Below are 24,742 nucleotides of genomic sequence, written 5' to 3'. Positions count from 1 at the left end.
CGGGAAAAACAGCGCCGGGGCAGAAGGCTCCGCCCCGGCAAATCTCAGATCAGCGCGAAGCCTTAGGAGTTGCCGCCCATGACGGCTTCGTTTGCGACGGTTTCCTGGGTGTCGGCCAGTTCCGGGTCTGCGACCAGGCCGTATTCGGCCAGCGGGCCGTCTTCGCCTGCAACTTCGTCGGCGACGAAGAATTCAGCGTATTCCTTCAGGCCCGGGATCACGCCGATGTGGGCTTTCTTCACGTAGAAGAACAGCGGGCGGGACACCGGGTATTCGCCGGATGCGATGCTCTCGGTCGAGGGCACAACGCCGGACATGGTCGCAACCTGCAGCTTGTCGGTGTTGTTTTCATAGAAGGCCAGGCCAAAGACGCCAATGCCGTTCTTGTTGCTTTCGATGCGGGCCAGGGTTTCGGTGTAGTCGCCGTCGATGTCGACCGACTTGCCGTCGGTGCGCAGGGCGATACAGGCCTTTTCAGCAGCTTTCTTGTCGCCGCCATTGGCTTCCTTGAAGGCTTCAAAGGCGCCGGTTTCCTCGCAGCCCGCCAGGATCACCTTGTCTTCGAACACTTCGCGGGTGCCGTGCTTGGTGCCCGGAACGAAGGCCTGGATGTCAACGGCCGGGAAATCCGGGTTCACGTCGGCCCAGGTGGTGTTCGGGTTGTCGGCCAGTTCGCCATCAACCAGGATCTTGTCGGACAGCGCCAGGAACCAGTCGGACGGGGTGAATTCAAAGGCGTTGGCGCTGCTGTCGGAGGCAAACACAATGCCGTCATAACCGATGCGGACCTCGATGATGTCGGTCACGCCGTTTTCGGCACAGGCGGCGATTTCCTTGTCCTTGATCTTGCGCGACGCATTGGCGACGTCGATGGTGTTTTCACCGACACCTTCGCAGAACCGCTTGAGGCCCGCGGAGGAGCCGCCGGATTCCACAACCGGGGTCGGGAAGTCGAAATTCTCGCCAAAAGCCTCAGCCACGATAGAAGCATAGGGCAGAACGGTCGACGAACCGGCAACCTGCACCTGGTCGCGCGCGGCTGCTGCGGTGGCAGAAACGGCGGAAATTGCCAGGGCGGAAGCGGTCAGTTTCACAAAGGACATCTTTGTCTCCATGAGTTTTCAATGTTCGATCACCCCTCGGTGACCTTGGCGCATCACCTAGAGGCCGCTGATGAGGCTTTTGTGACACCAGTGTAACAGGTTCATGACAAACCCGGTTCCGGCGGAAAAAAATGTGTCATGAATCAGCAAACCGCCGCCGGAACTGTCCGGCGGCGGCTTGCTGGTTTGAGGGTTTAAGGCGGCGGCTATACCGGAAGAACAACCGTGAAAACAGAGCCTTGCCCCAGTTCGCTGTCAACTCGCAGGCGGCCGCGGTGGCGGTTAACGATGTGTTTTACAATCGCCAGGCCCAGCCCGGTGCCGCCCATCTCGCGCGAGCGGTGGCTGTCGGCGCGGTAAAAGCGTTCGGTCAGGCGCGGCAGGTGGACGGGATCGATTCCCGGCCCGTTGTCGATCACCTGAACGCGGGCGGCGGCGGCGCGCACCGACGGGTCGCGGTCGGTGCGGCTCAGCACCACCCGGACCTGATCGCCCCCGTATTTCACCGCGTTTTCCACCAGATTGGTAAAGACTTGCTGCAACTGGTCCGGATCGCCCGTGACCGAAACCGCCTCGTCCGGGGCCTCCAGACTTATCTGCACGCCGCGGGCCTCTGCCACCGGCTGAAGCGTCTTGAGCGTCGAGGCCAGATGGCCGGTCAGATCGACGGTCTGCTTGGGCCGCACCCGTTCTTCGCTTTCCACCCGGTTCAGCGAAAGCAGGTCGCCCACCAGGCGGTTCATCCGGCTGGCCTCGCCCTCCATGATGGCCAGAAAACGGTCGCGGGCCGGCGCATCCTCGCGGGCCGGGCCGCGCAGGGTTTCGATGAAGCCGATCAGCGCGGTCAGCGGGGTGCGCAGCTCGTGGCTGACATTGGCGACAAAATCGCGCCGCATCTGGCCTGCCTGCTCGCGTTCGGTGACGTCATCGAAACAGGCCAGAACTGCGCCGCCGGCGACGGCGCCGATACCGGGAACATAGCGCAGGGTGACGGCAAAGGTGGTGTCTTGCGCGCCGTCGTTGGCAAGATGCTTGGCAACGCGGGGGCTGCGGTCGCGCAGGCAGCCCTCGATGGCGGCGGCCACGCTGGGCTGGCGCAGGATGGTGGCGAAATGACGCCCCTTCACCCCCCGCCCCAGCAGCGCGGCGGCATCGTCATTCACTGCGATAAACCGCTCTGTCTGGTCCACCAGCACCGCGGGCAGCGGGATGGCCGCCAGAAATCCGTCAATCATCTCCGTCGTCATCAGATCCCCGTCGTTGAGAGTCCGGCCTGCCTAGCGCCGCTATGTAAACGCCGTGTGGCACCCCCGTTCAGCCAGCGCAAAATCCGGCGGGCGTCGCCTGATTACAGCGGTTTCAGTTCCACCCGGAAGCGGCGCATGTTGTCCTGATAGTGGAGCGCGCTTTGAGTGAGCTTCTCTGCCAGCGCGGCATCGACCTCGCGCACCACCTTGCCGGGACTGCCCATGACCAGCGAGTTGTCGGGGATTTCCTTGTTTTCGGTGACCAGCGCGCCGGCGCCGATCAGGCAGTTCTTGCCGATCCTGGCGCCATTGAGGATGGTTGCGCCCATGCCGACCAGGGTGTTTTCGCCGATGGTGCAGCCGTGCAGCATTGCCTTGTGGCCGATGGTGCAGTTCTTGCCGATGGTCAGCGGATAGCCCGCATCGATGTGCATCACCACGTTTTCCTGCACGTTGGTGCCTTCGCAGATGCGGATCTCCTCGTGATCGGCGCGGATGGTGACGCCGAACCAGACCGAAGACCCCGCCTCCATCACCACCTTGCCGATCAGATTGGCATCGGGGGCAACCCAGGTGTCCTCATGAATTTGCGGCGTGTCTGCTCCAAGTGCGTAGAGGGTCATGACTGTTCCTCGAATTGGGTTTGCAGGGCGCGCACATGCTCCTGCAGCTTTGGCTGCTGGATCCGGCGCATGCGTTCGGCTTCGACGATGGTTTTGAGCTTGGCCTCGGTCTGGTCCAGGTCGTCGTTGACCAGCACGTAATCGTAATAGCCCCAGTGGCTGATCTCATCCCAGCTTTTCTGCATCCGTTTGGCGATCACCTCCTCGCTGTCCTGGGCACGGGTTTCCAGGCGGCGGCGCAGCTCCGGGATCGAGGGCGGCAGGATGAAGATCGACAGCGCGTGCTTGCCGAGATCGGAGTTGCGGATCTGGATCTCGCCCTGCCAGTCGACGTCAAACAGCACATCCTGGCCGGCCTCGATGGTGTCCCTGACCGGGCCTGCGGGCGAGCCGTAGAAATTGCCGAAGACGTGGGCGTGCTCCAGCATGCCGCCTTGGGCCACCTTCTGGCGGAACTCGTCCTCGGACATGAAGAAATACTCGCGGCCGTGCTCCTCGCCCGGGCGCGGGGCGCGGGTGGTGGCGGAGACCGAGAACTTGAGGCCCGGGTCCCAGGCCATCAGGCGGCGGGCCAGCGTGGATTTGCCTGCGCCCGAAGGCGATGAGAGGATGATCAAAAGGCCGCGGCGGTCCGCCATCTGGGCACTCCTTTTCTTATTCTATGTTCTGCACCTGCTCGCGCATCTGGTCGATCACGGTTTTCAGCTCAAGCCCTACCGCCGTCAAGGCGCTGTGCTGCGCTTTTGAACAGAGCGTGTTTGCTTCTCTATTGAACTCTTGCATCAGAAAATCGAGCTTGCGGCCCACCGCGCCGCCTTTGATCAGCAGATCGCGCGCGGCGCCGACATGGGCGCCAAGGCGGTCCAGTTCTTCAGTGACATCCGCTTTGACCGCGATCAGCGCCAGTTCCTGCGCCACCCGGTCCGGATCGGCACCATCGGCGTTGTCCAGCACCCGGGCCAGATTGGCCTTGAAGGTCTCGGCCATTTTCAACTTGCGCTCATCAGCGCGGGCGCCCGCTTGCGCCGTCAGCGAGGCGACCTGCTCCAGCTGGCCGTTAAGGATTACGGCAAGCGCGGCACCTTCGGCCTCGCGCATCTGCACGAACTCCGCCACAAGGGTTTCCAGTTCCTTGCTCAGCGTTCTCACCAGCGGCGCCGGATCGTCGTCAATTGCGGCCTGTTCCAGCACCCCCTTGAAGCCCAGCACCTCCGCGGCGGAGGCCGGGCGGATGCCGACCCGGTTCTGCTCGGCAATCGACTGCGCCTCGCCCAGGGCCTTGATCACCGACTGCAGCACCGCAGTGTTGATCTGGACCTGCGCGGCGCTGTCTTCGGTCCGGATGACCCGCAGCGTCAATGATACATTGCCTCGCGCCAGCGCTTTGGACAAAACCGAACGGATATGGTTTTCAAGGCCTTCCAGCCAATCCGGCACCCGCAGCCGGATGTCCAGCCCCTTGGCATTGACCGAGCGGAGCTCCCAGCTCCAGCTGTGCTGCCCGGTGCTGCCCTGCGCAGAGGCAAAGGCGGTCATGCTGCGGATGGTCATAAGAAAGGCCCTCTCGTCGCTGGTGGTTGGACAGCTCTACTGTCTCGAAAGTATAGGGTGCAAGCGCAATCGCATAAACGCCGCTAGTCCTGCGCGTTAACCATTGCTTAAAGAAGTAGTCCAAATTTGAATTAGATTGTGGCATCTTAACTTCAGGGTAACCATACCGGCCCTAAGTGTTAACGCAGCCGCTGGCTGCAGGGGACGCAAGGCACGCCGGGGTTGAAGGGGATATGAGATGTTTTTTGGCAGCCGCAGCGGCACTGAGACGATGAGCAGTCAGGACAAGGTTGTTTCGATGAACCGGTTCCGCAAAGGCGGGCCGCTGTCGCCGCTGCGCCAGGCTGAGGCCTACTGGACGGCCCTGCGGCGCGGCGATGATGTGCCGAGCCGGTCCCAGATCGACCCGCGCGGGCTGGAGAACATCCTGAGCCACACCTTTATTCTGGAACGGATCGCACCGGGCATTGCGCGGTTCCGCCTGGCCGGGTCGCTGGTGAACGGCATGGCCGGCATGGAGGTGCGCGGCATGCCGATCACCGCTTTCTTCACCACCGACGCGCGCAAGCAGCTGAGCTCGGCGATGGAGCATATGTTCGAGACCCCGGCAATCGTGGAACTGGAACTGCAGATCGAAGCGCCGCGCCTGCGCACCCCGCGCGAGGCCCGGATGCTGATGCTGCCGCTGCGCAGCGATCTGGGCGATATCAGCCGGGTTCTGGGTGTGCTGGTGGCGGATGATGGCGAAACGGTCACTTCGCAGCGGTTTTCGATCTCCTCGATCGAAATGCGCGCGGTCAGCAAGGCAACCGGCACCGCAGGGTTCAAAGCCAAGCCGCGGCCTGACGCCGCCACGCCTGCCGCCAAGGAAGAGCGTCGCGACGTGAACCGGCCCAACCCGGGCTTTGCCGAAACCCAGGCGCGGTTCAAGCCGGAGCGGTCCATTCTGGACGAGGCCAAGGCACTGCTGGAGCGCAGCCGCGCGGCCAGACCGGCGGCACCGGCGGATGCGCCCGCGGCGCCCCCGGCCAAACCCAAGGGCGCACCGCATCTGCGCCTGGTGGTCAGCCGCGACTGACAGGCCGCACCGCATAGCTGTTTTCATTCAAGTACAAGGTCATAGCACTTGAATTGACTGCGCCCCGAGGGAGAACCCCGGGGCGCTTTTTTTGTTTACTGGACCTTGCGGACCGGCCGCGAACCCGCGGCCTGCCCGGTGTCAGCCGGCCTGACGGGCGCTCTGGGCGGCGCGCAGGGCGGACAGTTCCTCTGCCACCAGGAAGGCTAGTTCCAGCGACTGGCTTGCATTCAGGCGCGGATCGCAGGCGGTGTGGTAGCGGTCGCTCAGGTCTTCCTCCGTCACGGCGCGGACGCCGCCGGTGCATTCGGTCACGTCCTGGCCGGTCATCTCGAAGTGCACGCCGCCGGGCACGGTGCCCTCGGCCTTGTGGACGCCGAAGAAGTCGCGCACTTCGCGCAGCACGCTTTCGAACGGGCGGGTCTTGTAGCCGGTCGAGGATTTGATGGTATTGCCGTGCATCGGGTCGCAGACCCAGGTCACCTTGGCGCCTTCTTCCTTGACCGCCTTGATCAGCCGCGGCAGATGCTCGCCCGCCTTGCCGGCGCCGAAGCGGGCAATCAGGGTCAGCTTGCCCTCTTCGTTCTCGGGATTCAGGCGCGCCATCAGCACCTTCAGGTCCTCGGCGGTGGTGGTCGGGCCGCATTTGAGGCCGATCGGGTTCAGCACGCCGCGGCAGAATTCCACATGGGCGCCGTCCGGCTGCCGGGTGCGGTCGCCGATCCAGATCATGTGGCCGGAGCCGGCCAGCCATTTGCCGGAGGTGGAATCGAGACGGGTCAGCGCCTCTTCATATTCCAGCAGCAGGCTTTCATGGCTGGTGTAGAATTCGACAGTGGAGAATTCATGGGTGGTGTCGGCATTGATCCCGGCAGCCGCCATAAAGTCGATGGTGTCCTGGATGCGGGTCGCGATCTCGCTGTACTTCTGGACTTCCTGTTCATCGGTGAACCCCAGCGTCCAGGAGTGAACCCGGCTCATGTCGGCAAAACCGCCGGTGGAGAAGGCGCGCAGCAGGTTCAGCGTGGCCGCGGCCTGGGTATAGGCCTGCAGCATCTTGCTGGGATCGGGAATGCGGGCGCCGGGCGTGAAGGCAAGTTCATTGATGATATCGCCGCGGTAGCTGGGCAGCTCGACGCCATCGATGACTTCGGTCGGCGCGCTGCGCGGCTTGGCGAACTGGCCGGCCATGCGGCCCACCTTCACCACCGGCACCTTGGCGCCGTAGGTCAGCACCATCGCCATCTGCAGCATCACCTTGAAGGTGTCGCGGATCGCGTCGGCGCTGAACTGGTCGAAGCTTTCGGCACAGTCGCCGCCCTGCAGCAGAAACGCCTCGCCGCGGCCCGCAGCGCCCAGATGCTGCTTGAGGCGGCGCGCCTCACCGGCAAAAACCAGCGGAGGATATTTGGAAAGCTGAGCCTCGACAGCGTTCAGCGCGGCCGCATCGGTATAGTCCGGCATCTGAACCCGCGGCTTGCTGCGCCAGTCCGATTTTTGCCATTCGCTCATGACTTTTTCTCCGCTTAAGAGGACTTTAGAAATTATTGGGAGCTCTATACGAAATCCGTACCTTGGAGGCCAGTTTAGAATTTCGGCCACTTGACCCGGCGTCCATCCTGTGAACACGGTTTTCTGACCTGCCGCGGAGCCTGCTCCCGCGGCCCGACTTGTTTCTCGAAGGACCCCGCCATGCAGACGTCGCGCAAGCCTGCTGATTCTGGAAAAGAAGCCGGCCAGCCGAAAAGGTTCGTTTTTGTGTTGCTCGACAAGTTCACGATGCTGTCCTTTGCATCGGCGGTCGAATGCCTGCGGATCGCAAACCGGATGAGCGGCACCGAAGCCTATTGCTGGTCCCTGATCGGCGAAGGCGGCGGTACCGTAACCTGTTCGGCCGGCACGACGTTTCAGCTGGACGACGATCTGGTCGAGCTGCGCCGCGATGATGTGGTGATCCTGTGCTCCGGCATCGACGTGCAGGAGGCGACCACCAAGAAGCTGCTGTCCTGGCTGCGCCGCGAGGCCCGCAAGGGGCTGACCATGGGCGGATTGTGCACGGCGTCCTATGCCATGGCCAAAGCCGGGCTGCTGGACGGCAAACGGGCCACCATCCACTGGGAAAACGCCGACAGCTTTGCCGAAGAATTCGACGAGGTCGACCTGACAAAATCGGTGTTCGTGATCGACGGCAACCGGGTGTCCACCGCAGGCGGCACCTCCTCCATCGACCTGATGCTCAAGCTGATAGCGAACGATCACGGCGAGGAGCTGGCAAATGCCGTGGCGGACCAGCTGATCTACTCCTCGATCCGCACCGACCAGGACACCCAGCGGCTGTCGATCCCGACCCGCATCGGCGTGCGCCACCCCAAGCTGTCGATGGTGATCCAGATGATGGAAGCCAACATCGAAGAGCCGATCAGCCCCTCGATCCTTGCGCAGGATGTGGGCATGTCAACCCGCCAGCTGGAACGCCTGTTCCGCCGGTACCTGAACCGCTCGCCCAAGCGCTATTATATGGAGCTGCGGCTGCAGAAGGCGCGCAACCTCCTGATGCAGACCGACATGAGCGTGATCAACGTGGCGCTGGCCTGCGGCTTTGCCTCGCCGTCGCATTTCTCCAAATGCTACCGGGCGCATTACGACACCACGCCGTACCGGGAACGCGGCAGCAAGGCGGCGGCTTATAAGGTCTGAGCGGCTGCAGGCTGTTCTGCCTAGCGGGACAGCCTGAAAACCGCGCCTTCCGTTTCCGAGGCAAACCAGATGCTGCCGTCGGGCGCTTCCCGCACGTCGCGGATGCGGCCCGTCTCGCCGCTTCGCAATTGCTCCACCTCCGTCAGCGGCGCGCCTGAGAGGCGCGCGATGTAGTCGAGCTTCAGCGAGCCGACGAAAACATCGCCACGCCATTCCGGCCACATGCGTCCGGAGTAGATCATCATGCCGGAGGGCGCGATGGAGGGATCCCAATACCATTCCGGCTGCTCCATGCCGGGTTTCGCGGTGCCCTCGCCGATCCGCGCGCCGGAGTAGTGGCGCCCGTAGGAGATCACCGGCCAGCCGTAATTGGCGCCTCTTTGCACCCGGTTGACCTCATCGCCGCCCTTGGCGCCATGCTCCGCCACCCACAGGTTGCCCTGCAAATCGAGCGCCATGCCCTGCGGGTTGCGGTGGCCGTAGGACCAGATTTCCGGCTGGGCGTCCTGCCTGCCGGTAAACGGGTTGCTGGCGGGCACCGTGCCGTCGCGGTTGATCCGCACCACCGATCCCTGGTGCAGCCGCAGGTTCTGGGCGCTGGGCCGGTCGCCGCGCTCCCCCAGAGAAAGGAACAGGGTGCCATCCCGCGCCTCGACCACGCGGGCGCCGAAATGCCGGCCGCCGCGGGAGCCTGGCGCGGCCTCGAACAGCAGCTTGACGCCGGTCAGCTCCGCATTGTCCCGGCTGAGCTTGCCAACGGCCAGGGCGGTGCCGGCCCCGCGTCCCTGGCGCTTGGCGTAGGTCAGGAAAACCTCGCGGCTGCTGGTAAAGTCGCGCGGCACCATGACATCCAGCAGCCCGCCCTGCCCCTCGGCGGCCACCGCAGGCGTGCCGCTGACGCGCTGCTTTTGCCCGCCCTGCACATGGAACAGCTGGCCGTCCCGCTCTGTCACCAAAAGGCCGCCGTCCGGCAGAAACGCAAACGCCCAGGGCACATCAAACCCCGCAGCCATCCGGGTGACGCGAAGCGTGCCCTGGCTGGTGGAGAGCGTTTCTGCGAAGGCCGCCGTGCAAACCGCCATCAGCGCCAGGGCAAGCGTCGCGGGGCGAAGCAGTTGTAGCATTGAGGTCTTTTCCTTCTGCTGATTCCACGGTAAATCCACGCCGGCGCTGCATCCGGGGATCAAGAGGAGGAGCAGCGCGAAACAGGCGGCCCGAGGTAAATTGTTCCGGTTCAATAAGACTTTTCTTTTTCAACCGGCTTGCCTAGGGTCCGATGTGAACATTTTTGTTCCAACAATGGGAGTTCTCAAATGAAAAAACTGCTGATGGCCACTGCGGCCGCTGCGCTGACCGCTGGCACCGCATTTGCTGGCGGCCATGCGAAGGAAGTGAAACTGGGCGTGCTGTTCGGCTTCACCGGCCCGATTGAATCGCTGGCCCCGGCCATGGGTGCCGGCGCTGAGCTGGCCATGGAAGAGGTCACCAAGTCGGGCAAGCTCTTGGACAGCGCCACCGTGACCCCGGTCCGCGCTGACACCGGCTGCATCGACAACGGCCTGGCAGTGGCGAACGGCGAAAAGCTGGTGGCTGAGGGTGTGAACGGCATCATCGGCGGCGACTGCTCCGGCGTGACCGGCGCCATCCTGCAGAACGTGGCGATTCCGAATGGCATGGTGATGATCTCGCCGTCGGCCACCTCGCCCGGCCTGTCCACCATGGAAGACAACGGCCTGTTCTTCCGCACTTCGCCGTCGGACGCGCGCGAAGGCCAGGTGATGGCCGAGATCCTGAAAGAGCGCGGCATCAACTCGATCGCCCTGACCTACACCAACAACGACTACGGCAAGGGTCTGGCGGACGCGATCAAGACCTCCTTCGAGGAAGCCGGCGGCGAAGTCACCATCGTGACTGCGCATGAAGACGGTAAGGGCGACTATTCCGCTGAAGTCGGCGCGCTGGCCTCGGCCGGCGGCGACATCCTGGTGGTTGCGGGCTATCTGGATCAGGGCGGCCTCGGCATCATCCAGGGCGCGCTGGATTCCGGTGCGTTTGACACCTTCGGGCTGCCCGGCGGCATGATCGGCGATACCCTGCCCCAGAACGTCGGCCCGGATCTGGACGGCTCCTTCGGCCAGATCGCCGGTTCCGACAGCAAGGGCGCGGAAATCTTTGCCGAGATGGCCAAAGAGCGCGGCTTTGACGGCACCTCGGCCTACGCGTCCGAATCCTATGACGCGGCGGCGCTGTTCCTGCTGGCGATGCAGGCGGCAAACTCCACCAACCCGGCGGATTATGTCGGCAAGATCCTGGACGTGGCCAACGCGCCGGGCGAGCCGATCAACCCGGGCGAGCTGGGCAAGGCGCTGGAAATCCTCGCCGCCGGCGGTGAGATCGACTACCAGGGCGCAACCGGCGTTGAGCTGATCGGCCCGGGTGAGAGCGCAGGCTCCTACCGCGAGATCGAAGTGAAGGACGGCAAGAACGAAACCCTTCGCTTCCGCTGATAAGCATTGGAAAAGCAACCAAAAAAGAACAGCCCGGGTTTTTCCCGGGCTGTTCCAAATTAAAAAACGCCGCAAAAACTGCGGCAGGGGATGTAATGACATGATCGTCGTCGAGGACTTGCACAAGCACTTCGGCGGGTTCCACGCGGTGGATGGCGCTTCGCTGGAAATCGCTAAGGGGTCCATAACCGGTTTGATCGGCCCGAACGGTGCCGGGAAAACCACTCTTTTCAACGTTATCGCGGGTGTGCTGGAACCGACCTCAGGCCGGGTCACCATGGACGGTGAGGATATCACCGGCCTGCCGCCGCATGAGCTGTTCCACAAGGGGCTGCTGCGCACCTTCCAGATCGCGCATGAGTTCTCCTCGATGACCTGCCGGGAAAACCTGATGATGGTGCCGGGCAACCAGTCGGGCGAGACGCTGTGGAACACCTGGTTCGGCCGCAAGCGGATCGCCGACGAGGAACGCGCACTGCGGGCCAAGGCCGACGAGGTGCTGGAGTTCCTGACCATCAGCCACATCGCGGACCTGAAGGCGGGCCAGGTGTCCGGCGGCCAGAAAAAGCTGCTGGAACTGGGCCGCACCATGATGGTGGACGCCAAGATCGTTTTCCTCGACGAGGTTGGCGCCGGCGTGAACCGCACCCTGCTCTATACCATCGCCGATGCGATCAAGCGCCTCAACGAGGAGCGCGGCTATACTTTCGTCGTCATCGAACACGACATGGAATTCATCGGCCGCCTCTGCGACCCGGTGATCTGCATGGCCGAGGGCAAGAAGCTGGCCGAAGGCACCCTGGACGAGATCAAGGCAAACGAGCATGTGATCGAGGCCTATCTGGGCACCGGTCTGAAGAACAAGGACAAGCTGGAGGCGGACGCATGAGCGACAACCCCTACCAGGACGATCACGGCAACAAGGATGCCTCGATCACCAACCTGAAAGGCGTGGGCACGATGCAGCCCGCCCATCTTAAAAGCGGTCCTGTCCGCAAGGTCGAGGGCGGCCCGTTCCTGATCGGCGACACCATGACCGGCGGCTACGGCAAGGGACCTGACATCCTGCATGACTGCACCATCGCCGTCGACAAGGGCGAGATCGCCGTGATCGTCGGCCCCAACGGCGCCGGCAAGTCGACCGCGATGAAGGCGGTGTTCGGGATGCTGGACGTGCGCTCCGGCTCCGTCCGGCTCGATGGCGAGGACATCACCCTGCTCAGCCCGCAGGACCGGGTGATCAAGGGCATGGGCTTTGTACCGCAGACCAGCAACATCTTCACCTCGATGACGGTGGAGGAGAACCTGGAGATGGGCGCCTTCATCCGCACCGATGATTTCCGGGACACGATGGAGCAGGTTTATGACCTGTTCCCGATCCTGCGCGACAAGCGCAACCAGCCGGCCGGTGAGCTGTCCGGCGGCCAGCGCCAGCAGGTGGCGGTGGGCCGCGCGCTGATGACAAAGCCCAAGGTGCTGATGCTGGACGAACCGACGGCAGGCGTCTCCCCCATCGTGATGGATGAGCTGTTCGACCGCATCATCGAGGTCGCCCGCACCGGGCTGCCGATCCTGATGGTGGAGCAGAACGCCAAGCAAGCGCTTGAGATCGCGGACAAAGGCTATGTCCTGGTGCAGGGGCGCAATGCCTTTACCGGCACCGGCAAGGAGCTGCTGGCCGATCCCGAAGTTCGCAAATCTTTCCTGGGGGGCTAAGCATGGATCTTCTCAACGCCCTCGTGGCGCTTACCAACTTTGTGATTGTCCCCGGCCTCGCCTATGGCAGCCAGCTGGCGCTTGGCGCGCTGGGGGTGACTCTGATCTACGGGATCCTGCGGTTCTCAAACTTTGCCCATGGCGACACCATGGCGTTCGGCGCGATGGTCACCATCCTGTTCACCTGGATGTTCCAGTCCGCGGGCCTGAGCGCAGGGCCGCTGCCGACCGCGCTGCTGGCGCTGCCGTTTGGCATCCTCGGCACCATTGCGCTGGCCCTTGTCACCGACCGGACCGTCTACCGGTTCTACCGCCAGCAAAAGGCGAAGCCTGTGATTTTTGTGATGGTCTCGCTGGGTGTGATGTTCATGATGAACGGCATCGTGCGCTTCATCATCGGGCCGGGCGATCAGCGCTTTACAGATGGCGAACGCTTTGTGATCTCGGCCCGGACCTTCAAGCAACTGACCGGGCTGCAGGAAGGCCTGGCGATCAAGACCACTGAGGCGCTGACCGTGATCACTGCTGTGATCGTGGTTGCAGCGCTGTTCTGGTTCCTGAACAAGACCCGCACCGGCAAATCCATGCGCGCCTACTCGGATAACGAGGATCTGGCGCTTCTGTCGGGCATCAACCCGGAGCGCGTGGTGATGTACACCTGGATGATCGTGGCGGCACTGGCGACCATCGCCGGGGTTCTCTACGGCCTCGACAAGTCGTTCAAGCCGTTCACCTATTTCCAGCTTCTGCTGCCGATCTTTGCCTCCGCCATCGTGGGCGGCCTCGGCAACCCGATTGGCGCGATTGCCGGCGGGTTCATCATCGCCTTCTCCGAGGTGACGATCACCTATGCCTGGAAGAAGGTGCTGACCTACGGCCTGCCGGACAGCCTGGCGCCTGACGGGCTGGTTCAGCTCCTCAGCACCGACTACAAGTTCGCGGTTTCCTTTGCGATCCTGATTGTCGTCCTCCTGTTCAAGCCTACCGGCCTTTTCAAAGGGAAAGCGGTATGACCGACACTATGAAACATACCCTTCTTTTCGTCTTTGTCGGCGTGATGATCCTTGCAGAAGGCATGACCGACTTCCTGTTTTTCTCCGGCTCCTGGAACTCGGCGCTGGTGATCCTGAACATGGGGCTGATCTCGGCCATCATGGCCATCGGCGTGAACATCCAGTGGGGCTTTGCCGGGCTGTTCAACGTCGGCATCATGGGCTTTACCGCGCTCGGCGGGCTGGCCGTGGTGCTGGTGTCGACGCCGGTGATACCGGCGGCCTGGTCGTCGGGCGGCGTCAGCATCGTGATGGCCCTGGTGATGGGCGCGCTTACGGTTGTGGCCGCGGTGATGATCACCAAGTTCATGCCTGCAGGAAAACTGCGTGCGCTGGTGCTGGCCGTTGTGCTGATCGCGGGCTTCTTCGTCTACCGCGCGATCTTCGATCCGGCGGTCGGCTCGGTCGAGGCGATCAACCCCGCGCTGCAGGGCAATATCGGCGGCCTGGGCCTGCCGGTGCTGCTGGCCTGGCCCGCGGGCGGCCTGCTGGCAGCCGGTGCCGCCTGGCTGATCGGCAAGACCGCGCTGGGGCTGCGCTCCGACTATCTGGCGATTGCCACCCTGGGGATTGCCGAGATCATCATCGCGGTCCTGAAGAACGAGGACTGGCTGTCGCGCGGTGTGAAAAACGTCGTCGGCCTGCCCCGCCCGCTGCCTTATGAGGTGGATCTGCAAAACGATCCGTCCTTTGTGGAACGCGCGGCAAGCTGGGGCATGGACCCGGTCACGGCATCGACCGTCTACGTCAAGGCAGGCTATGCGCTGATGTTCACGGTGGTGCTGCTGGCGCTCCTATGGATGGCGCAGATGGCGCTGAAAAGCCCCTGGGGCCGGATGATGCGCGCGATCCGCGACAACGAGACCGCAGCTGAGGCGATGGGCAAGGACGTCACCCGCCGCCACTTGCAGATCTTCGTGCTGGGCTCCGCCATCTGCGGCATTGCCGGCGCGATGATGACCACGCTGGACAGCCAGATGACGCCGGGCACCTACAACCCGCTGCGCTTCACCTTCCTGATCTGGGTGATGGTGATCGTCGGCGGTTCCGGAAACAACTTCGGCGCGGTCCTGGGCGGCATGCTGATCTGGTTCTTCTGGATCAAGGTAGAACCGATGGGTATCCTGCTGATGGAGCTAGTGACCTCTGGCATGGGAGAGGGCAGCGCACTGAAGGCGCATCTGATGGAAAGCGCCTCGCACATGCGGCTGTTCACAATGGGCCTGATCCTGCTTCTGGTGCTGAGGTTCAGCCCGCGGGGCCTGATCCCGGAGAAATAGGCAACAGCTTCAGGATAGCTCTTGTGCAACACAGCCTGCAAAAAACAACATCAAAGGGGGCCGCGGCGAAAGCTGCGGCCCTTGTTTTTCTGGCGCTGCTGGCCGCGCCTTTCAGCTATTACGCCGCCGTGTTCGGGATCGAGGGGCTGGGCGGCAGTGCAAAGAGAGACAGCTATCTATTCGTTCCGGGTGCGGTTTGGTCCAATGCGGCCATCTCTGTGCACATGCTGATCGGGGCCGCGCTGCCGGTTCTGGCGCCTCTGCAACTGGGGTTGGGCCTCAGCGGGCGTCTGCCCGCGCTGCACAGGTGGCTGGGCCGCCTGCTTGTCCTGGCGGCCTGCGTGACGGCCGCGGGCGGGCTGGCCTTTACCGCCCGGCAGGGCACGATTGGCGGCTGGCCAATGGACGCAGGGTTTTCCGTCTATGGCCTGTTTCTGCTGGCCGCAGCCCTGCAAACGGCCCGCCTGGCGCGGCAAGGGCAAACCGCCCGCCACCGCAGGTGGGCGCTGCGCCTGCTGGTCCTTGCGATGGGGTCCTGGCTGTACCGGGTTCAATACGGGCTGTGGGTGCTGGCCACCGGCGGGGCTGCATCGAACCCGCAGTTTACCGGCGGGTTCGATCTGTTCATGAATGCGGGCTTTTATCTGCCCTGGCTGCTGCTGCTGGAGTTGGTGCTGCGGCGCCGCCCTAGCGCCCCCTGAACAGGCTGCCCAGGATGCCGCGGACGATGCGGCGGCCGGTGGTGCCTTTCAGTTCCTTGATTACCGCCTCCGACATCGCCGAGGTAAAGGTGTCCTTCTCGCGGCTTGGGCGGGACGTGGAGCGGCTGACCCGAGTTCCAGAGTACCGGCGCCCCGCGTTGAATTCACGCGCTGCGGGCTGCGAGGCCTCCTCAGCCTCCCTCTCTGACACTTCCGCCTCCTGCGCGGCTGTTTGCGCCCGTTGCGCCAGGATCTCATAGGCGGACCGGCGGTCCAGCGGCGTGTCGTACTTTCCGGCCATTGCGGATGCTTTCAATATCGCTGCCCGTTCCTGTTCCGTGATCGGGCCAAGCTGGGAGCTGGGCGGCCGGATCAGCGTCCGCTCCACCACGCCTGGCACCCCTTTCTTTTGCAGCATCGAAGTGACCGCCTCGCCCACTCCCACCTCGCGGATGGCGTCCTCGGTAGGGAAGCGCGGGTTCTCGCGGTAGGTCCCGGCAGCCAGCCGGAGATTCTTGCGGTCCTTGGCGGTGAAGGCACGCAAGGCGTGCTGGATGCGGTTGCCAAGCTGGCCAAGGATATCCTCCGGCACGTCGGCCGGGTTCTGGGTGATGAAATACACGCCCACGCCCTTGGAGCGGATAAGCCGGGCCACCTGCTCCACCTTGTCGATCAGCGCCTTTGGGGCGTCGTCGAACAGCAAATGCGCCTCGTCAAAGAAGAAGACCAGCCGCGGCTTGTCCGGGTCACCGACCTCCGGCAGCTCCTCGAACAGCTCGCTGAGGAGCCAGAGAAGAAACGTCGCATAAAGGCCCGGCGCCGCCATCAGCTTGTCCGCGGCCAGGATATTGACCATGCCCTTGCCGGCCTCATCGCACCGCATCAGGTCGCTTAGCGCCAAGGCCGGCTCCCCGAACAGTTCCGCGCCGCCCTGGTTTTCCAGCACCAGCAGACGGCGCTGGATCGCCCCGATCGACGCGGGCGAGACATTGCCGTAGCGCAGCGACAGCTGGCTGCGGTTCTCGCCAGTCCAGACCAGCAGCGCCTGCAAGTCCTTCAGATCCAGCAGCGGCAGCCCCTCATCGTCGGCCAGCCGGAAAGCGATGTTCAGGATGCCCTCCTGCGCCTCGCTCAGCTCCAAGAGGCGCGCCAGCAGCAATGGGCCCATCTCGGCCACCGTGGTGCGCACCGGGTGGCCCTGCGCGCCGTAAAGGTCCCAGAAGGTGACCGGACAGGCATGGTAGCCATAGCCGGAAAAACCGATCTTCTCCGCCCGGGCCGTAAAGGCGTCGTGCAGCTTGTGGCTGGCCGAGCCCGCCTTTGCCAGGCCTGAGAGGTCCCCTTTCACATCCGACAGGATCACCGGCACGCCGGCATTGGAAAACCCTTCGGCCAGGATCTGCAGCGTCACCGTCTTTCCGGTGCCGGTTGCGCCGGCGATCAGACCGTGGCGGTTGGCATATTTCAAGGCCAGCCCCTGCGGCGTCCCGTAATCCTCGCCGCCGCCGCCCAGAAATACCTGTTCTGTCATGCCTCGCTCCTGCCTGTGTGTTCTGCCTGTGGATAACAATACAACGTTAACTTTTCCGTGCGATAGTCAATCTTGCCCGCCCCTGCACTTGCGGTTGCCGCGGCGGACATTTCCTCCCTGTCAGACTGGCCGTGCCTTGCGCACGGCCTCCTTTTTTCGGCACAGCTGCCTGTAAAACAGGCACCCCGACCTGCATCCCGCCGCCATCACCGCCTATTTCCGCCAAATCAGGGCTGCACTGCATTTTTTTGAAGTTGCATGTTGACCGATGGCCAGCCCTTTCGTAACGTCCTACGCAATAACTAAGTCGGCCAGTCCGACGGGGAGACGCAAATACGAAAAAGGGAACCAGCGGGTTCCCTTTTTTGTTCTTAATCAGCAACTTCCATGGTTGAGGCAGATTGAGCGGTTTTCCCCGCAGATCGCCTGATATTAACCTGACACTGCCTGGGCCGCGTGTTACACGCAAAAGCAGCGTCTGTAGAAAAATGAGGCATTCATGTTGAAGTCCCTGACCCCGATCACGCTGGCCGCACTGCTGGCCATGACCGCACCGCTGGCAGCGCAGGAAACAGCGGCGGAAGAGGAGACCGCCGGGGCGGATACCGCGGAACAGGCCGAGCAACAGCCCGAACAACAGGCTGAGCAAGGCGAAAAGGCAGAATCGACCGCGGACGATATTCTGGATCTTGGCGAACCGGTCGGCACCGGCCCGCAGCTGGGCCAGCGCTATTCCAAAGAGAAGCACGGCGACTGGGATCTGGCCTGCATCAAGACCGAGAGCGAAACCGACCCCTGCTCGCTGCTGCAGGTTCTGGCGGGTCCGCAAGGCAATCCGATTGCCGAGGTGTCGCTGTTCCGGATTGACCAGCAAGGCGGCCAGGCCGTTGCCGGCGCGACCGTGATCGTGCCGCTGGAAACCCTGCTGCCGGCCGCGCTGACCATCTCGATCGACGGCGCACCGGCGAAGCGTTACAACTATTCCTTCTGCAACCAGCTGGGCTGCGTGGCGCAGATCGGCCTGACCCAAGGCGATATCGACGCCTTCAAGAAAGGCAAGCAAGCCACGCTGTCGCTGCGCCCGGCGCCTGCTCCGGACCAGGTGGTGGAGATGAAGCTGTCGCTGAGCGGCTTCACCGCAGGATATGACGTGGTGGACGTGGTCAAGCAGTAACGCTGGCACCTTCCCAAAAACCGGAACGCCGCGCGCCCCTGGGGCCGCGGCGTTTTGCGTTTCGCGGCCCTCAGACCCTGCGCAGGGCCAGCACCGCGTTCAGCCCGCCAAAGGCAAAAGCATTGGACAGCGCCACCTCGACCCTCGCCTCGCGCGCCTCGTTCGGGACTACATCCAGGGCGCATTCCGGGTCCGGTTCCTCATAGCCGATGGTCGGGGCAATCACCCCGTCGCGCAGCGCCATGATGCAGGCCAGCAGCTCCACCGCACCGGTGCCGCCGATCAGGTGGCCGTGCATGGATTTGGTGGAGGAGATCATCAGGCTGTCGGCATGGGGGCCGAACACATCCGCCACCGCCGCGCATTCGGTTTTGTCGTTGGCCGCGGTGCCAGTGCCATGCGCGTTGATATAGCCGACCTCGGACGCGCCGACGCGGGCATCCTGAAGCGCCCCGGCAATCGCCCGTGCGGCGCCCTGCTTGCTGGGCATGACAATATCGGCCGCGTCCGAGGACATGGCGAATCCGATGACTTCGCACAGAATCTCTGCGCCGCGCGCTTTGGCGTGGTCGTATTCCTCGAACACAAACACGCCGGCGCCTTCGCCCTGCACCATGCCGTTGCGGTTGGCGCTGAACGGCCGGCAGGCATCCTTGGACATCACCCGCAGGCCCTCCCAGGCCTTCACGCCGCCGAAGCACAGCATCGATTCCGAACCGCCGGTGATCATCACCGGGCTCATCCCCGAGCGCACCATCTGAAACGCCTGCGCCATCGCATGGTTGGAGGACGCGCAGGCGGTGGAAACGGTGAAGCTCGGACCCTTGAGGTTGAACTGCATAGACACATGGCCGGCCGCGGCATTGTTCATCAGCTTGGGCACCACAAAGGGATGCACCCGGTTCTTGCCGTCCTCGTAAACGCTGCGGTAGTTCTCATCCAGCGTTTGCATGCCGCCGCCGGAATTGCCCAGAACCACGCCGGCTTTGGCAGACAGCTCGCCATGAAATTCCAGCCCGGACTGCTCAATCGCTTCCTTGGCGGCGGTCAGGGTGAATTGGGTGAAGCGGTCATAAAGGCTCATCTGCTGGCGGTTGAACCGGCCTTCGGCCTCAAACCCGCGGACCTGGCCGCCGATGCGGATCGCCAGCCGCTCCACATCGCGGAATTCCAGGTCGCCTATGCCGCAGCGGCCTTCGCGCATGGCCTCCAGCGTGGCGGGCACGGAATGGCCCAGTGCATTGATGGTCCCGGCCCCGGTAATGACAACGCGCTTCATGAGAGGGCTTAGGCCTTTTCCAGGATCAGCTTGTCGATGCCCGCGACGATGGCCGCCACAGTGGAGATGTCGAAATCGCTTTTCCCGGGCTCGTTGGCATTGAAGGGAATTGAAATGTCGAATTCCTCTTCAATGGCAAAGATGCTTTCGACCAGCCCCAGGCTGTCGATGCCAAGATCCTCCAAGGTGCTGTCGAGGGTCACATCCGACGGCTCCAGAACCGCCTGTTCGGCAATGATTGCAATGACCTTGTCCTGCGTGCTCATGTAAGGATCCCTGATTTTCTGCCTGGCGCTGATGTAGGTATTCGGCCGTTACTTGAAAACAGCCTTTTTTAACAATTCGATGTCACGCATCAGCCGCGGCAGGCGCCGCTGTGCTTTATACATCTCAGTGTGAGTCTCCATCTTGACGCCCGGATAGCCCATGACCACACGGCCGGCGGGCACATTCGACAGAATCTTGGTGCCGCCGCCGGCGATCACGCCGTCGCCGATAAAGATATTGTCGACCACACCGGTCTGGCCGCCCAGCACAACGTTGTTGCCGATGTCGACCGACCCGGAGATCCCGGTCTGGCCGCACAGCAGGCAGTCGTTGCCGACGCGGGTGTTGTGGCCGACGTGAACCAGGTTATCAAGCTTGCTGCCGTTGCCGATCACGGTGTCGCGGATGGTGCCGTTATCAATGGTGCAGTTGGAGCCTAGCTCCACATCATCGCCGATGGTGACCGCCCCCAGAGAATGAATGCGGACCCAGGATTGCGCCTTGGCCTCGCCCTGATCGCCCAGGGTCTTGCGGGCGTTTTCGGCACCCGACACTTCCGGTGTGACATAAGAGAACCCGTCGCCGCCGACCCGCGCGCCCGGCTGGGCGCGGAAACGGTCGCCGATGGTGGCGCGGGCACCGATGGAGACCATCTCGCGAAGCTGGGCCTCCGCCCCGATCACCGCATCCGCACCGATATAGCAGTGCGGGCCGATCACGGACCCGGCGCCGATCTTTGCACCGGCTGCAACAACCGTCAGCGGCCCGACGGAGACGCCCTCGCCCAGTTCGGCGCTGGGATCGATGACGGCGGAGGGGTGGATGCCGGACGTGAACCCCTGGCCGCGGTCCAGCATGGCGGTCACGCCGGACATGGTCATCCGCGGGCGCGGGGCGAAGATGGCGGCCTTGAGCCCGAAGGATTCCCAGTCCGCGCCTTCCCACAGCACTGCGGCCTGCGCATTGCCTGCCTGCAGGCCTTCCGCGTATTTCGGTGCCATCGCCATGGCAATCTGGCCGGCTTGGGCATCCTGCGGTTCAGCCGCGCCTGCAATCTGCAGGTCCAGGTCGCCCTGGGCTTCGGCGCCCAGGGACTCGGCGATCTGGCGGATTGTGAACATGGCAGGCCCTTTCAGAATAATCCTGTATGGGCCCGGTATTTACCCCTGAACGCTGGGCAGCACCACCCCTGCCCGTTCCAGTGCAGCCCAGATCTTGGCGTCGCGGCCATAGACATCGCGGCGGAATTCGGCCCGGCCTTTGCTGGACACCACCGCGGTCCGGTAGATGATATGCACCGGCACCTTCTGTTCCAGTTCGACCTTGGTTTCCTGGCCGCTGTTCAGGATGCGGTGGAAGAAGGCCTTGGGATCCTCAGTCTGGCGCGCCAGCAGCGCATAGGCAAATTCAAACGGCTGCGCCAGGCGGATGCAGCCATGCGAGAAGGCGCGCACTTCGCGGGCAAACAGGCTCTTTTGCGGGGTGTCGTGCAGGTAGATGTTGTATTTGTTCGGGAACATGAACTTGACCAGACCCAGCGCATTGCTGCTGCTGGGGGGCTGGCGCATGGAATAGGGGAAGTTCCGCGCGTTGTACTGCGAGAAATCGGCGGCGCTGCGGTTCACCACCCGGCCGCGGCGGTCGGTGATCTGGATGTGGCCGACAGCGTTGGGGTTGTTCCGAAGTTTGGGCAGATATTCCTTGGTGATGATCGAGCGCGGCACGTACCAGCTCGGGTTGATCACCATATGCTCCATCTCGTCGGAGAATTCGGGGCTGCGGCGGTCGTCGGTGTTCTTGCCGATCACCGAGCGGGTTTCAAAGGTCACATCGCCGTTATCGACGATCTTGGCGGTGAAATCGGTCTGGTTGACCAGAATATGGCGTTCGCCCCGGTCCGGGGACAGCCAGCGCTCCCGCTCCATCGCGATGATCACCGATTTCAGGCGGTCGCTCACTGGCTTGTTGACCTCTGCCAGGGTGCCCGCGCCCGCAACGCCATCCGTTTCCAGACCGTGATCCGACTGGAAGCTCTGCACGGCCTGCACCATCGCGGCGTCATAGCTGCGGGCGGCGCTGCGCGGCAGATAGCCCATCGCCATCAGCCGGTTGCGCAGGGCAATGACCGCCGGGCCCTGCTCGCCCGGTTCCAGCGTCTTGGCCTGCACCGCAGGCCCCCAGCCGCCGGCTGCCAGAACCTGCTCCAGACGCAGCTTCTCGCGCATCAGGCCGCGGTATTGCGGCGATGCAGGCACCAGGCTGCGCATATAGGCAAAGGGCTGTGTGTCGCGGATACCGGCCAAAAAGCTGGCGCCGTCCACGGTATGTTTCTTGCGCACCATGCCGTCATCGATCCGCGAGGGCTCCAGCAGGCCGGTCTGCAGATCAGTGGCATAATCCACCAGCGCCATGCTCAGCGCCGCCTCGACCATGCCGAAATCGCGGGTGGTGCGCGCCTGCTGCATCTGCTGCAACAGGGCGTTGACCTCAGCCGAGCGGTCCGGCAGCCCGTGGGCGCGGGTGTCGTTCAGTGCGGCCAGCAGCGCGCTGCGGCGCTGGCGCGAGGCCTCATCCGCGCCGGTCCAGATCGCCTGATAGCCGTTCTCCCGGTAAAATCTGGCAACCGCATCATCGGCAGAGGCCGACTCGGCCACGGCCTGGCGGAACGCCGCCGGAATATCGGCCTGTGCGGCGCCGGCCATGGTTCCGGCGGCCAGACCGCTCAGGGCCAGGGCAAAAAGCCCGGCTTTGAGTCCCGGCAATACATATCCAGCGGATGCGCGCGTCATAAATCTCCGGTCCTTGTGCCGTTTATTCCAATCTTGCCAGTGCCTATCTGAAATTCTGGTAAATGCCAGCCTGCGTTGTCCACTCACAATCGCGAAAAGTTAACCCTGATGCACCGTTGCCGCGTCTATGAAACCCGCCTGCAACAGTCGCGGGGAAAAGTTCCATGTCCCTCCCCTTTTGCGCAAGAATTCGCCGAAAAACGGGTCATACGTTACAGTGCGGCAAAGAAATGTTGGAACAGGATTCTCGCTGTGCCATACATGCCGCACGTTAACTACGAGCGTTGACGAGCCCGTAACATCGGGCATTTAGGCAGGACTAACAGCGTACGGGACGGCGCAGTATCAATGGCAGAAACCACGGGCACGGGGATCTCCCGGCGTTCTCTTTTGGGTGTTTTTGCTGCAACAGCAGTAGCAGCAGCCCCAACTTTCTCAAATGCAGCAGGCTTCCTGCGCGGCGGCGGGGATATCCGGCGCATCCGAATGTACTCGGGCCGCACCGGCGAGCGTGTGGACATGGTCTACTGGATCGACGGCCAGTACATCAAAGACGCGGTCAAGGAAATCAATCACTTCATGCGCGACTGGCGCACCGATGATGTTAAGGAAATCGACCTTCGCACCATCGACATCATGGCTGCTTCGCATAACCTTCTGGATGTGAACGAGCCCTACATGCTGCTGTCGGGCTACCGCAGCCCCAAGACGAACGCGATGCTGCGCAGCCGCTCGCGCGGTGTGGCCAAGAATTCGCTGCACATGCGCGGCCAGGCTGCCGACCTGCGGCTGGCGTCGCGCTCGGTGTCGCAGATGGCCCAAGCCGCCGAAGCCTGCCGGGCCGGAGGTGTTGGCAAGTATCAGCGTTCGAATTTCGTCCATATGGATTGCGGCGTTGTGCGCTCTTGGCGCGGCTGACCGCAACCGGCACTGCAAGAATGCAAGCCTGCCCGTCCCGGGGCAGGCTTTTTTGTTTTCAGCGCGCGGCGCTTCCCGCGCCATTGCACCTTAACCCCATGAAATTGGAAACAGGCAGTTTTTCCCGTTGCAGAGGCAGCAAAGCACGGGTATACCCCGCCCTAACAACGCACCTGTAGCTCAGCTGGATAGAGCGCTGCCCTCCGAAGGCAGAGGCCAGAGGTTCGAATCCTCTCAGGTGCGCCATTTCCCAAACCCGGTCAGTAAAAAAACGGCTCTGCCGATGTCCTTGCGCTAAGTCAGGCCTGCAAGGCAGATGCCAGCGCGCTCAGCACTTCGCTTTGCCGCTTGGACTTTCCCAGGCTGGGCGGCCAAGTCAGCCAGTAGCCGTCGATTGTCGGCAGCTCCGGCGCCAGGGCGCAGTCCAGCTGACCGGTTTGCAGCAGGTTCGCCGCCAGCACCCTGGACCCCAGCACAACCCCCAGGCCCAGGCGCGCCGCCCTCAGGGCATGCGCCATGGAATCAACGGAGACCGGCCCCGCCTCCGGCGCAGCCTCGCCGGTTACACGCGACCATTCTGTCCAGCCCGGCCGCTCGCCGCGCAGCTCGATCGCGGGCAGCTGCCGCCAGTGACCGGCCTGGCCCGGCGCGGTCATCGGCTGCAGCACTTCATCTGCCAGCAGCGCCTCCTGCCGCCCCTCCCAGCCGCCACGGCCATAGCGGATCTGCAGGGCCCCGTCAGCGGCCTCGAAATCCTGCCGCCTGGGCACGGTTTCGATGACCAGCCGAAGGTCCGGACAGGTTTCAGAAAACGCCGCAAGCCGCGGCAGCAAAAGCATTTCCAGGTGCGACGGCAAGCCCGCAATCCGCAGCTCGCGGACCGTTTGACCAAACAGGTTCTCGGTTCCCTGCTCCAGCGCGCGCAGAGAGTCATGAACCAGCGGCAGGTAGCTTTCGCCGTCCACAGTCAGCGACACCCCGCGCGCCGACCGGATGAACAGCTGACGGCCCAGCCAGGACTCGAGATTTCGGATCCGCTGGCTGACCGCGGCCTGGGTGGCGCCAAACTCCTCTGCCGCAGCAGTGAAACTGCCATGCCGGCCCGCCGCCTCGAACACCTTGAGCCAGTCGAGAGGCGGCAGCCCCTGTTTGGTGACTTTCTTAGCCATAAGAAAACCTAACTCTCAAACCCTTATTTCCGTCGTTCTCTTGATGGCTCAACCGCGCTA

The 24,742-nt window shown here is 63.4% G+C and carries 23 protein-coding genes and 1 tRNA gene; 11 read left to right on the top strand and 13 right to left on the bottom strand.

Annotated elements, in window-relative coordinates; translation table 11 throughout:
* Nucleotides 1-62: 62 nt before the first annotated feature.
* The 5 genes from DAEP_RS0105165 to DAEP_RS0105145 all read right to left on the bottom strand — a co-directional run bounded on the left by DAEP_RS0105165 (nucleotide 63) and on the right by DAEP_RS0105145 (nucleotide 4,524).
* A complete protein-coding gene (locus tag DAEP_RS0105165; protein WP_027243908.1) occupies nucleotides 63-1,103 on the bottom strand; it encodes a substrate-binding domain-containing protein in 1,041 nt (346 codons plus the stop codon).
* 206 nt (nucleotides 1,104-1,309) lie between these two features.
* Nucleotides 1,310-2,350: a sensor histidine kinase gene (locus tag DAEP_RS0105160; protein ID WP_027243907.1), complete on the bottom strand. Its 1,041-nt coding sequence runs from the start codon at nucleotides 2,348-2,350 to the stop codon at nucleotides 1,310-1,312.
* A 101-nt stretch (nucleotides 2,351-2,451) separates the two neighbouring features.
* A complete protein-coding gene (locus DAEP_RS0105155; protein ID WP_027243906.1) occupies nucleotides 2,452-2,973 on the bottom strand; it encodes a gamma carbonic anhydrase family protein in 522 nt (173 codons plus the stop codon).
* Nucleotides 2,970-3,611 (bottom strand): guanylate kinase, encoded by a 642-nt coding sequence (gene gmk / locus DAEP_RS0105150; protein ID WP_027243905.1) that lies wholly within the window; start codon nucleotides 3,609-3,611, stop codon nucleotides 2,970-2,972. Before gmk ends, DAEP_RS0105155 begins: the two co-directional genes overlap by 4 nt.
* Before the next feature lie 16 nt (nucleotides 3,612-3,627).
* Entirely contained in the window at nucleotides 3,628-4,524 is an 897-nt protein-coding gene (locus tag DAEP_RS0105145) for a YicC/YloC family endoribonuclease (RefSeq protein WP_008555640.1), read from the bottom strand.
* Between the two features lie 238 nt (nucleotides 4,525-4,762).
* Between DAEP_RS0105145 and DAEP_RS0105140 the strand changes: the two genes are divergently transcribed.
* Entirely contained in the window at nucleotides 4,763-5,602 is an 840-nt protein-coding gene (locus DAEP_RS0105140) for a PAS domain-containing protein (RefSeq protein ID WP_027243904.1), read from the top strand.
* Between the two features lie 141 nt (nucleotides 5,603-5,743).
* Here DAEP_RS0105140 and DAEP_RS0105135 read toward each other — a convergent pair whose 3' ends face one another.
* The gene (locus DAEP_RS0105135; protein ID WP_008553612.1) at nucleotides 5,744-7,114 is read right to left on the bottom strand and encodes a class II 3-deoxy-7-phosphoheptulonate synthase; all 1,371 of its coding nucleotides are present in this window, start codon (nucleotides 7,112-7,114) and stop codon (nucleotides 5,744-5,746) included.
* 180 nt (nucleotides 7,115-7,294) lie between these two features.
* Here DAEP_RS0105135 and DAEP_RS0105130 point away from each other — a divergent pair, with 180 nt between their 5' ends.
* On the top strand, nucleotides 7,295-8,299 hold the full coding sequence (locus tag DAEP_RS0105130) for a GlxA family transcriptional regulator (RefSeq protein WP_008553609.1): 1,005 nt from the start codon (nucleotides 7,295-7,297) through the stop codon (nucleotides 8,297-8,299).
* Nucleotides 8,300-8,319: 20 nt separating this feature from the next.
* Here the strand turns inward: DAEP_RS0105130 and DAEP_RS0105125 are convergent, their stop codons facing one another.
* Entirely contained in the window at nucleotides 8,320-9,423 is a 1,104-nt protein-coding gene (locus tag DAEP_RS0105125) for a PQQ-dependent sugar dehydrogenase (RefSeq protein ID WP_027243903.1), read from the bottom strand.
* Nucleotides 9,424-9,612: 189 nt separating this feature from the next.
* Here DAEP_RS0105125 and DAEP_RS0105120 point away from each other — a divergent pair, with 189 nt between their 5' ends.
* The 6 genes from DAEP_RS0105120 (at nucleotide 9,613) to DAEP_RS0105095 (ending at nucleotide 15,555) form a co-directional block, all read left to right on the top strand.
* Nucleotides 9,613-10,806, top strand: coding sequence for an ABC transporter substrate-binding protein (locus DAEP_RS0105120; RefSeq protein ID WP_008554718.1), 1,194 nt, complete (start codon nucleotides 9,613-9,615; stop codon nucleotides 10,804-10,806).
* A gap of 100 nt (nucleotides 10,807-10,906) precedes the next feature.
* Nucleotides 10,907-11,695 carry an ABC transporter ATP-binding protein gene (locus tag DAEP_RS0105115; protein ID WP_008553574.1) on the top strand — a complete coding sequence of 263 codons (789 nt, stop codon included), beginning with the start codon at nucleotides 10,907-10,909 and terminating at the stop codon, nucleotides 11,693-11,695.
* The gene (locus DAEP_RS0105110) at nucleotides 11,692-12,522 is read left to right on the top strand and encodes an ABC transporter ATP-binding protein (protein WP_084204398.1); all 831 of its coding nucleotides are present in this window, start codon (nucleotides 11,692-11,694) and stop codon (nucleotides 12,520-12,522) included. Before DAEP_RS0105115 ends, DAEP_RS0105110 begins: the two co-directional genes overlap by 4 nt.
* 2 nt (nucleotides 12,523-12,524) lie before the next feature.
* Nucleotides 12,525-13,535, top strand: a complete 1,011-nt coding sequence (locus DAEP_RS0105105; protein ID WP_027243901.1) for a branched-chain amino acid ABC transporter permease — start codon at nucleotides 12,525-12,527, stop codon at nucleotides 13,533-13,535.
* Nucleotides 13,532-14,854, top strand: coding sequence for a branched-chain amino acid ABC transporter permease (locus DAEP_RS0105100; RefSeq protein ID WP_027243900.1), 1,323 nt, complete (start codon nucleotides 13,532-13,534; stop codon nucleotides 14,852-14,854). Before DAEP_RS0105105 ends, DAEP_RS0105100 begins: the two co-directional genes overlap by 4 nt.
* A gap of 23 nt (nucleotides 14,855-14,877) precedes the next feature.
* Entirely contained in the window at nucleotides 14,878-15,555 is a 678-nt protein-coding gene (locus DAEP_RS0105095) for a DUF2306 domain-containing protein (RefSeq protein WP_027243899.1), read from the top strand.
* Here the strand turns inward: DAEP_RS0105095 and DAEP_RS0105090 are convergent.
* A complete protein-coding gene (locus DAEP_RS0105090) occupies nucleotides 15,542-17,086 on the bottom strand; it encodes a helicase HerA-like domain-containing protein (RefSeq protein ID WP_027243898.1) in 1,545 nt (514 codons plus the stop codon). The genes DAEP_RS0105095 and DAEP_RS0105090 overlap by 14 nt on opposite strands.
* 499 nt (nucleotides 17,087-17,585) lie before the next feature.
* Here DAEP_RS0105090 and DAEP_RS0105085 point away from each other — a divergent pair, with 499 nt between their 5' ends.
* Nucleotides 17,586-18,260 carry an invasion associated locus B family protein gene (locus DAEP_RS0105085; RefSeq protein ID WP_027243897.1) on the top strand — a complete coding sequence of 225 codons (675 nt, stop codon included), beginning with the start codon at nucleotides 17,586-17,588 and terminating at the stop codon, nucleotides 18,258-18,260.
* Nucleotides 18,261-18,330: 70 nt separating this feature from the next.
* On the opposite strand, the gene DAEP_RS0105080 is transcribed toward DAEP_RS0105085, so the two are convergent.
* Genes DAEP_RS0105080 through DAEP_RS0105065 form a run of 4 tightly spaced genes read right to left on the bottom strand, consistent with a single transcriptional unit; the run spans nucleotide 18,331 to nucleotide 22,595 of the window.
* Nucleotides 18,331-19,539 (bottom strand): beta-ketoacyl-[acyl-carrier-protein] synthase family protein, encoded by a 1,209-nt coding sequence (locus tag DAEP_RS0105080; protein WP_027243896.1) that lies wholly within the window; start codon nucleotides 19,537-19,539, stop codon nucleotides 18,331-18,333.
* A gap of 8 nt (nucleotides 19,540-19,547) precedes the next feature.
* Nucleotides 19,548-19,805 carry an acyl carrier protein gene (locus DAEP_RS0105075; protein ID WP_008556312.1) on the bottom strand — a complete coding sequence of 86 codons (258 nt, stop codon included), beginning with the start codon at nucleotides 19,803-19,805 and terminating at the stop codon, nucleotides 19,548-19,550.
* Between the two features lie 48 nt (nucleotides 19,806-19,853).
* Nucleotides 19,854-20,927 carry a UDP-3-O-(3-hydroxymyristoyl)glucosamine N-acyltransferase gene (gene lpxD, locus DAEP_RS0105070; protein WP_027243895.1) on the bottom strand — a complete coding sequence of 358 codons (1,074 nt, stop codon included), beginning with the start codon at nucleotides 20,925-20,927 and terminating at the stop codon, nucleotides 19,854-19,856.
* Between the two features lie 39 nt (nucleotides 20,928-20,966).
* Entirely contained in the window at nucleotides 20,967-22,595 is a 1,629-nt protein-coding gene (locus DAEP_RS0105065) for a L,D-transpeptidase family protein (protein ID WP_027243894.1), read from the bottom strand.
* 348 nt (nucleotides 22,596-22,943) lie between these two features.
* On the opposite strand from DAEP_RS0105065, the gene mepK reads away from it, so the two are divergent.
* Both mepK and DAEP_RS0105055 read left to right on the top strand, forming a co-directional pair.
* Nucleotides 22,944-23,513, top strand: a complete 570-nt coding sequence (gene mepK / locus DAEP_RS0105060) for a peptidoglycan L,D-endopeptidase MepK (protein ID WP_027243893.1) — start codon at nucleotides 22,944-22,946, stop codon at nucleotides 23,511-23,513.
* 169 nt (nucleotides 23,514-23,682) lie between these two features.
* Nucleotides 23,683-23,759: transfer RNA gene (locus tag DAEP_RS0105055), tRNA-Arg, on the top strand.
* Nucleotides 23,760-23,812: 53 nt separating this feature from the next.
* On the opposite strand, the gene DAEP_RS0105050 is transcribed toward DAEP_RS0105055, so the two are convergent.
* Nucleotides 23,813-24,682: a LysR family transcriptional regulator gene (locus DAEP_RS0105050; protein WP_027243892.1), complete on the bottom strand. Its 870-nt coding sequence runs from the start codon at nucleotides 24,680-24,682 to the stop codon at nucleotides 23,813-23,815.
* Nucleotides 24,683-24,742 lie beyond the last annotated feature (60 nt).

This window comes from Leisingera daeponensis DSM 23529, from assembly GCF_000473145.1.
In the GTDB taxonomy this organism is placed as follows: Bacteria; Pseudomonadota; Alphaproteobacteria; order Rhodobacterales; family Rhodobacteraceae; genus Leisingera; species Leisingera daeponensis.
Note: the sequence above shows the minus strand (reverse complement) of the source record. Positions and strands in the feature narration are given on the sequence as shown.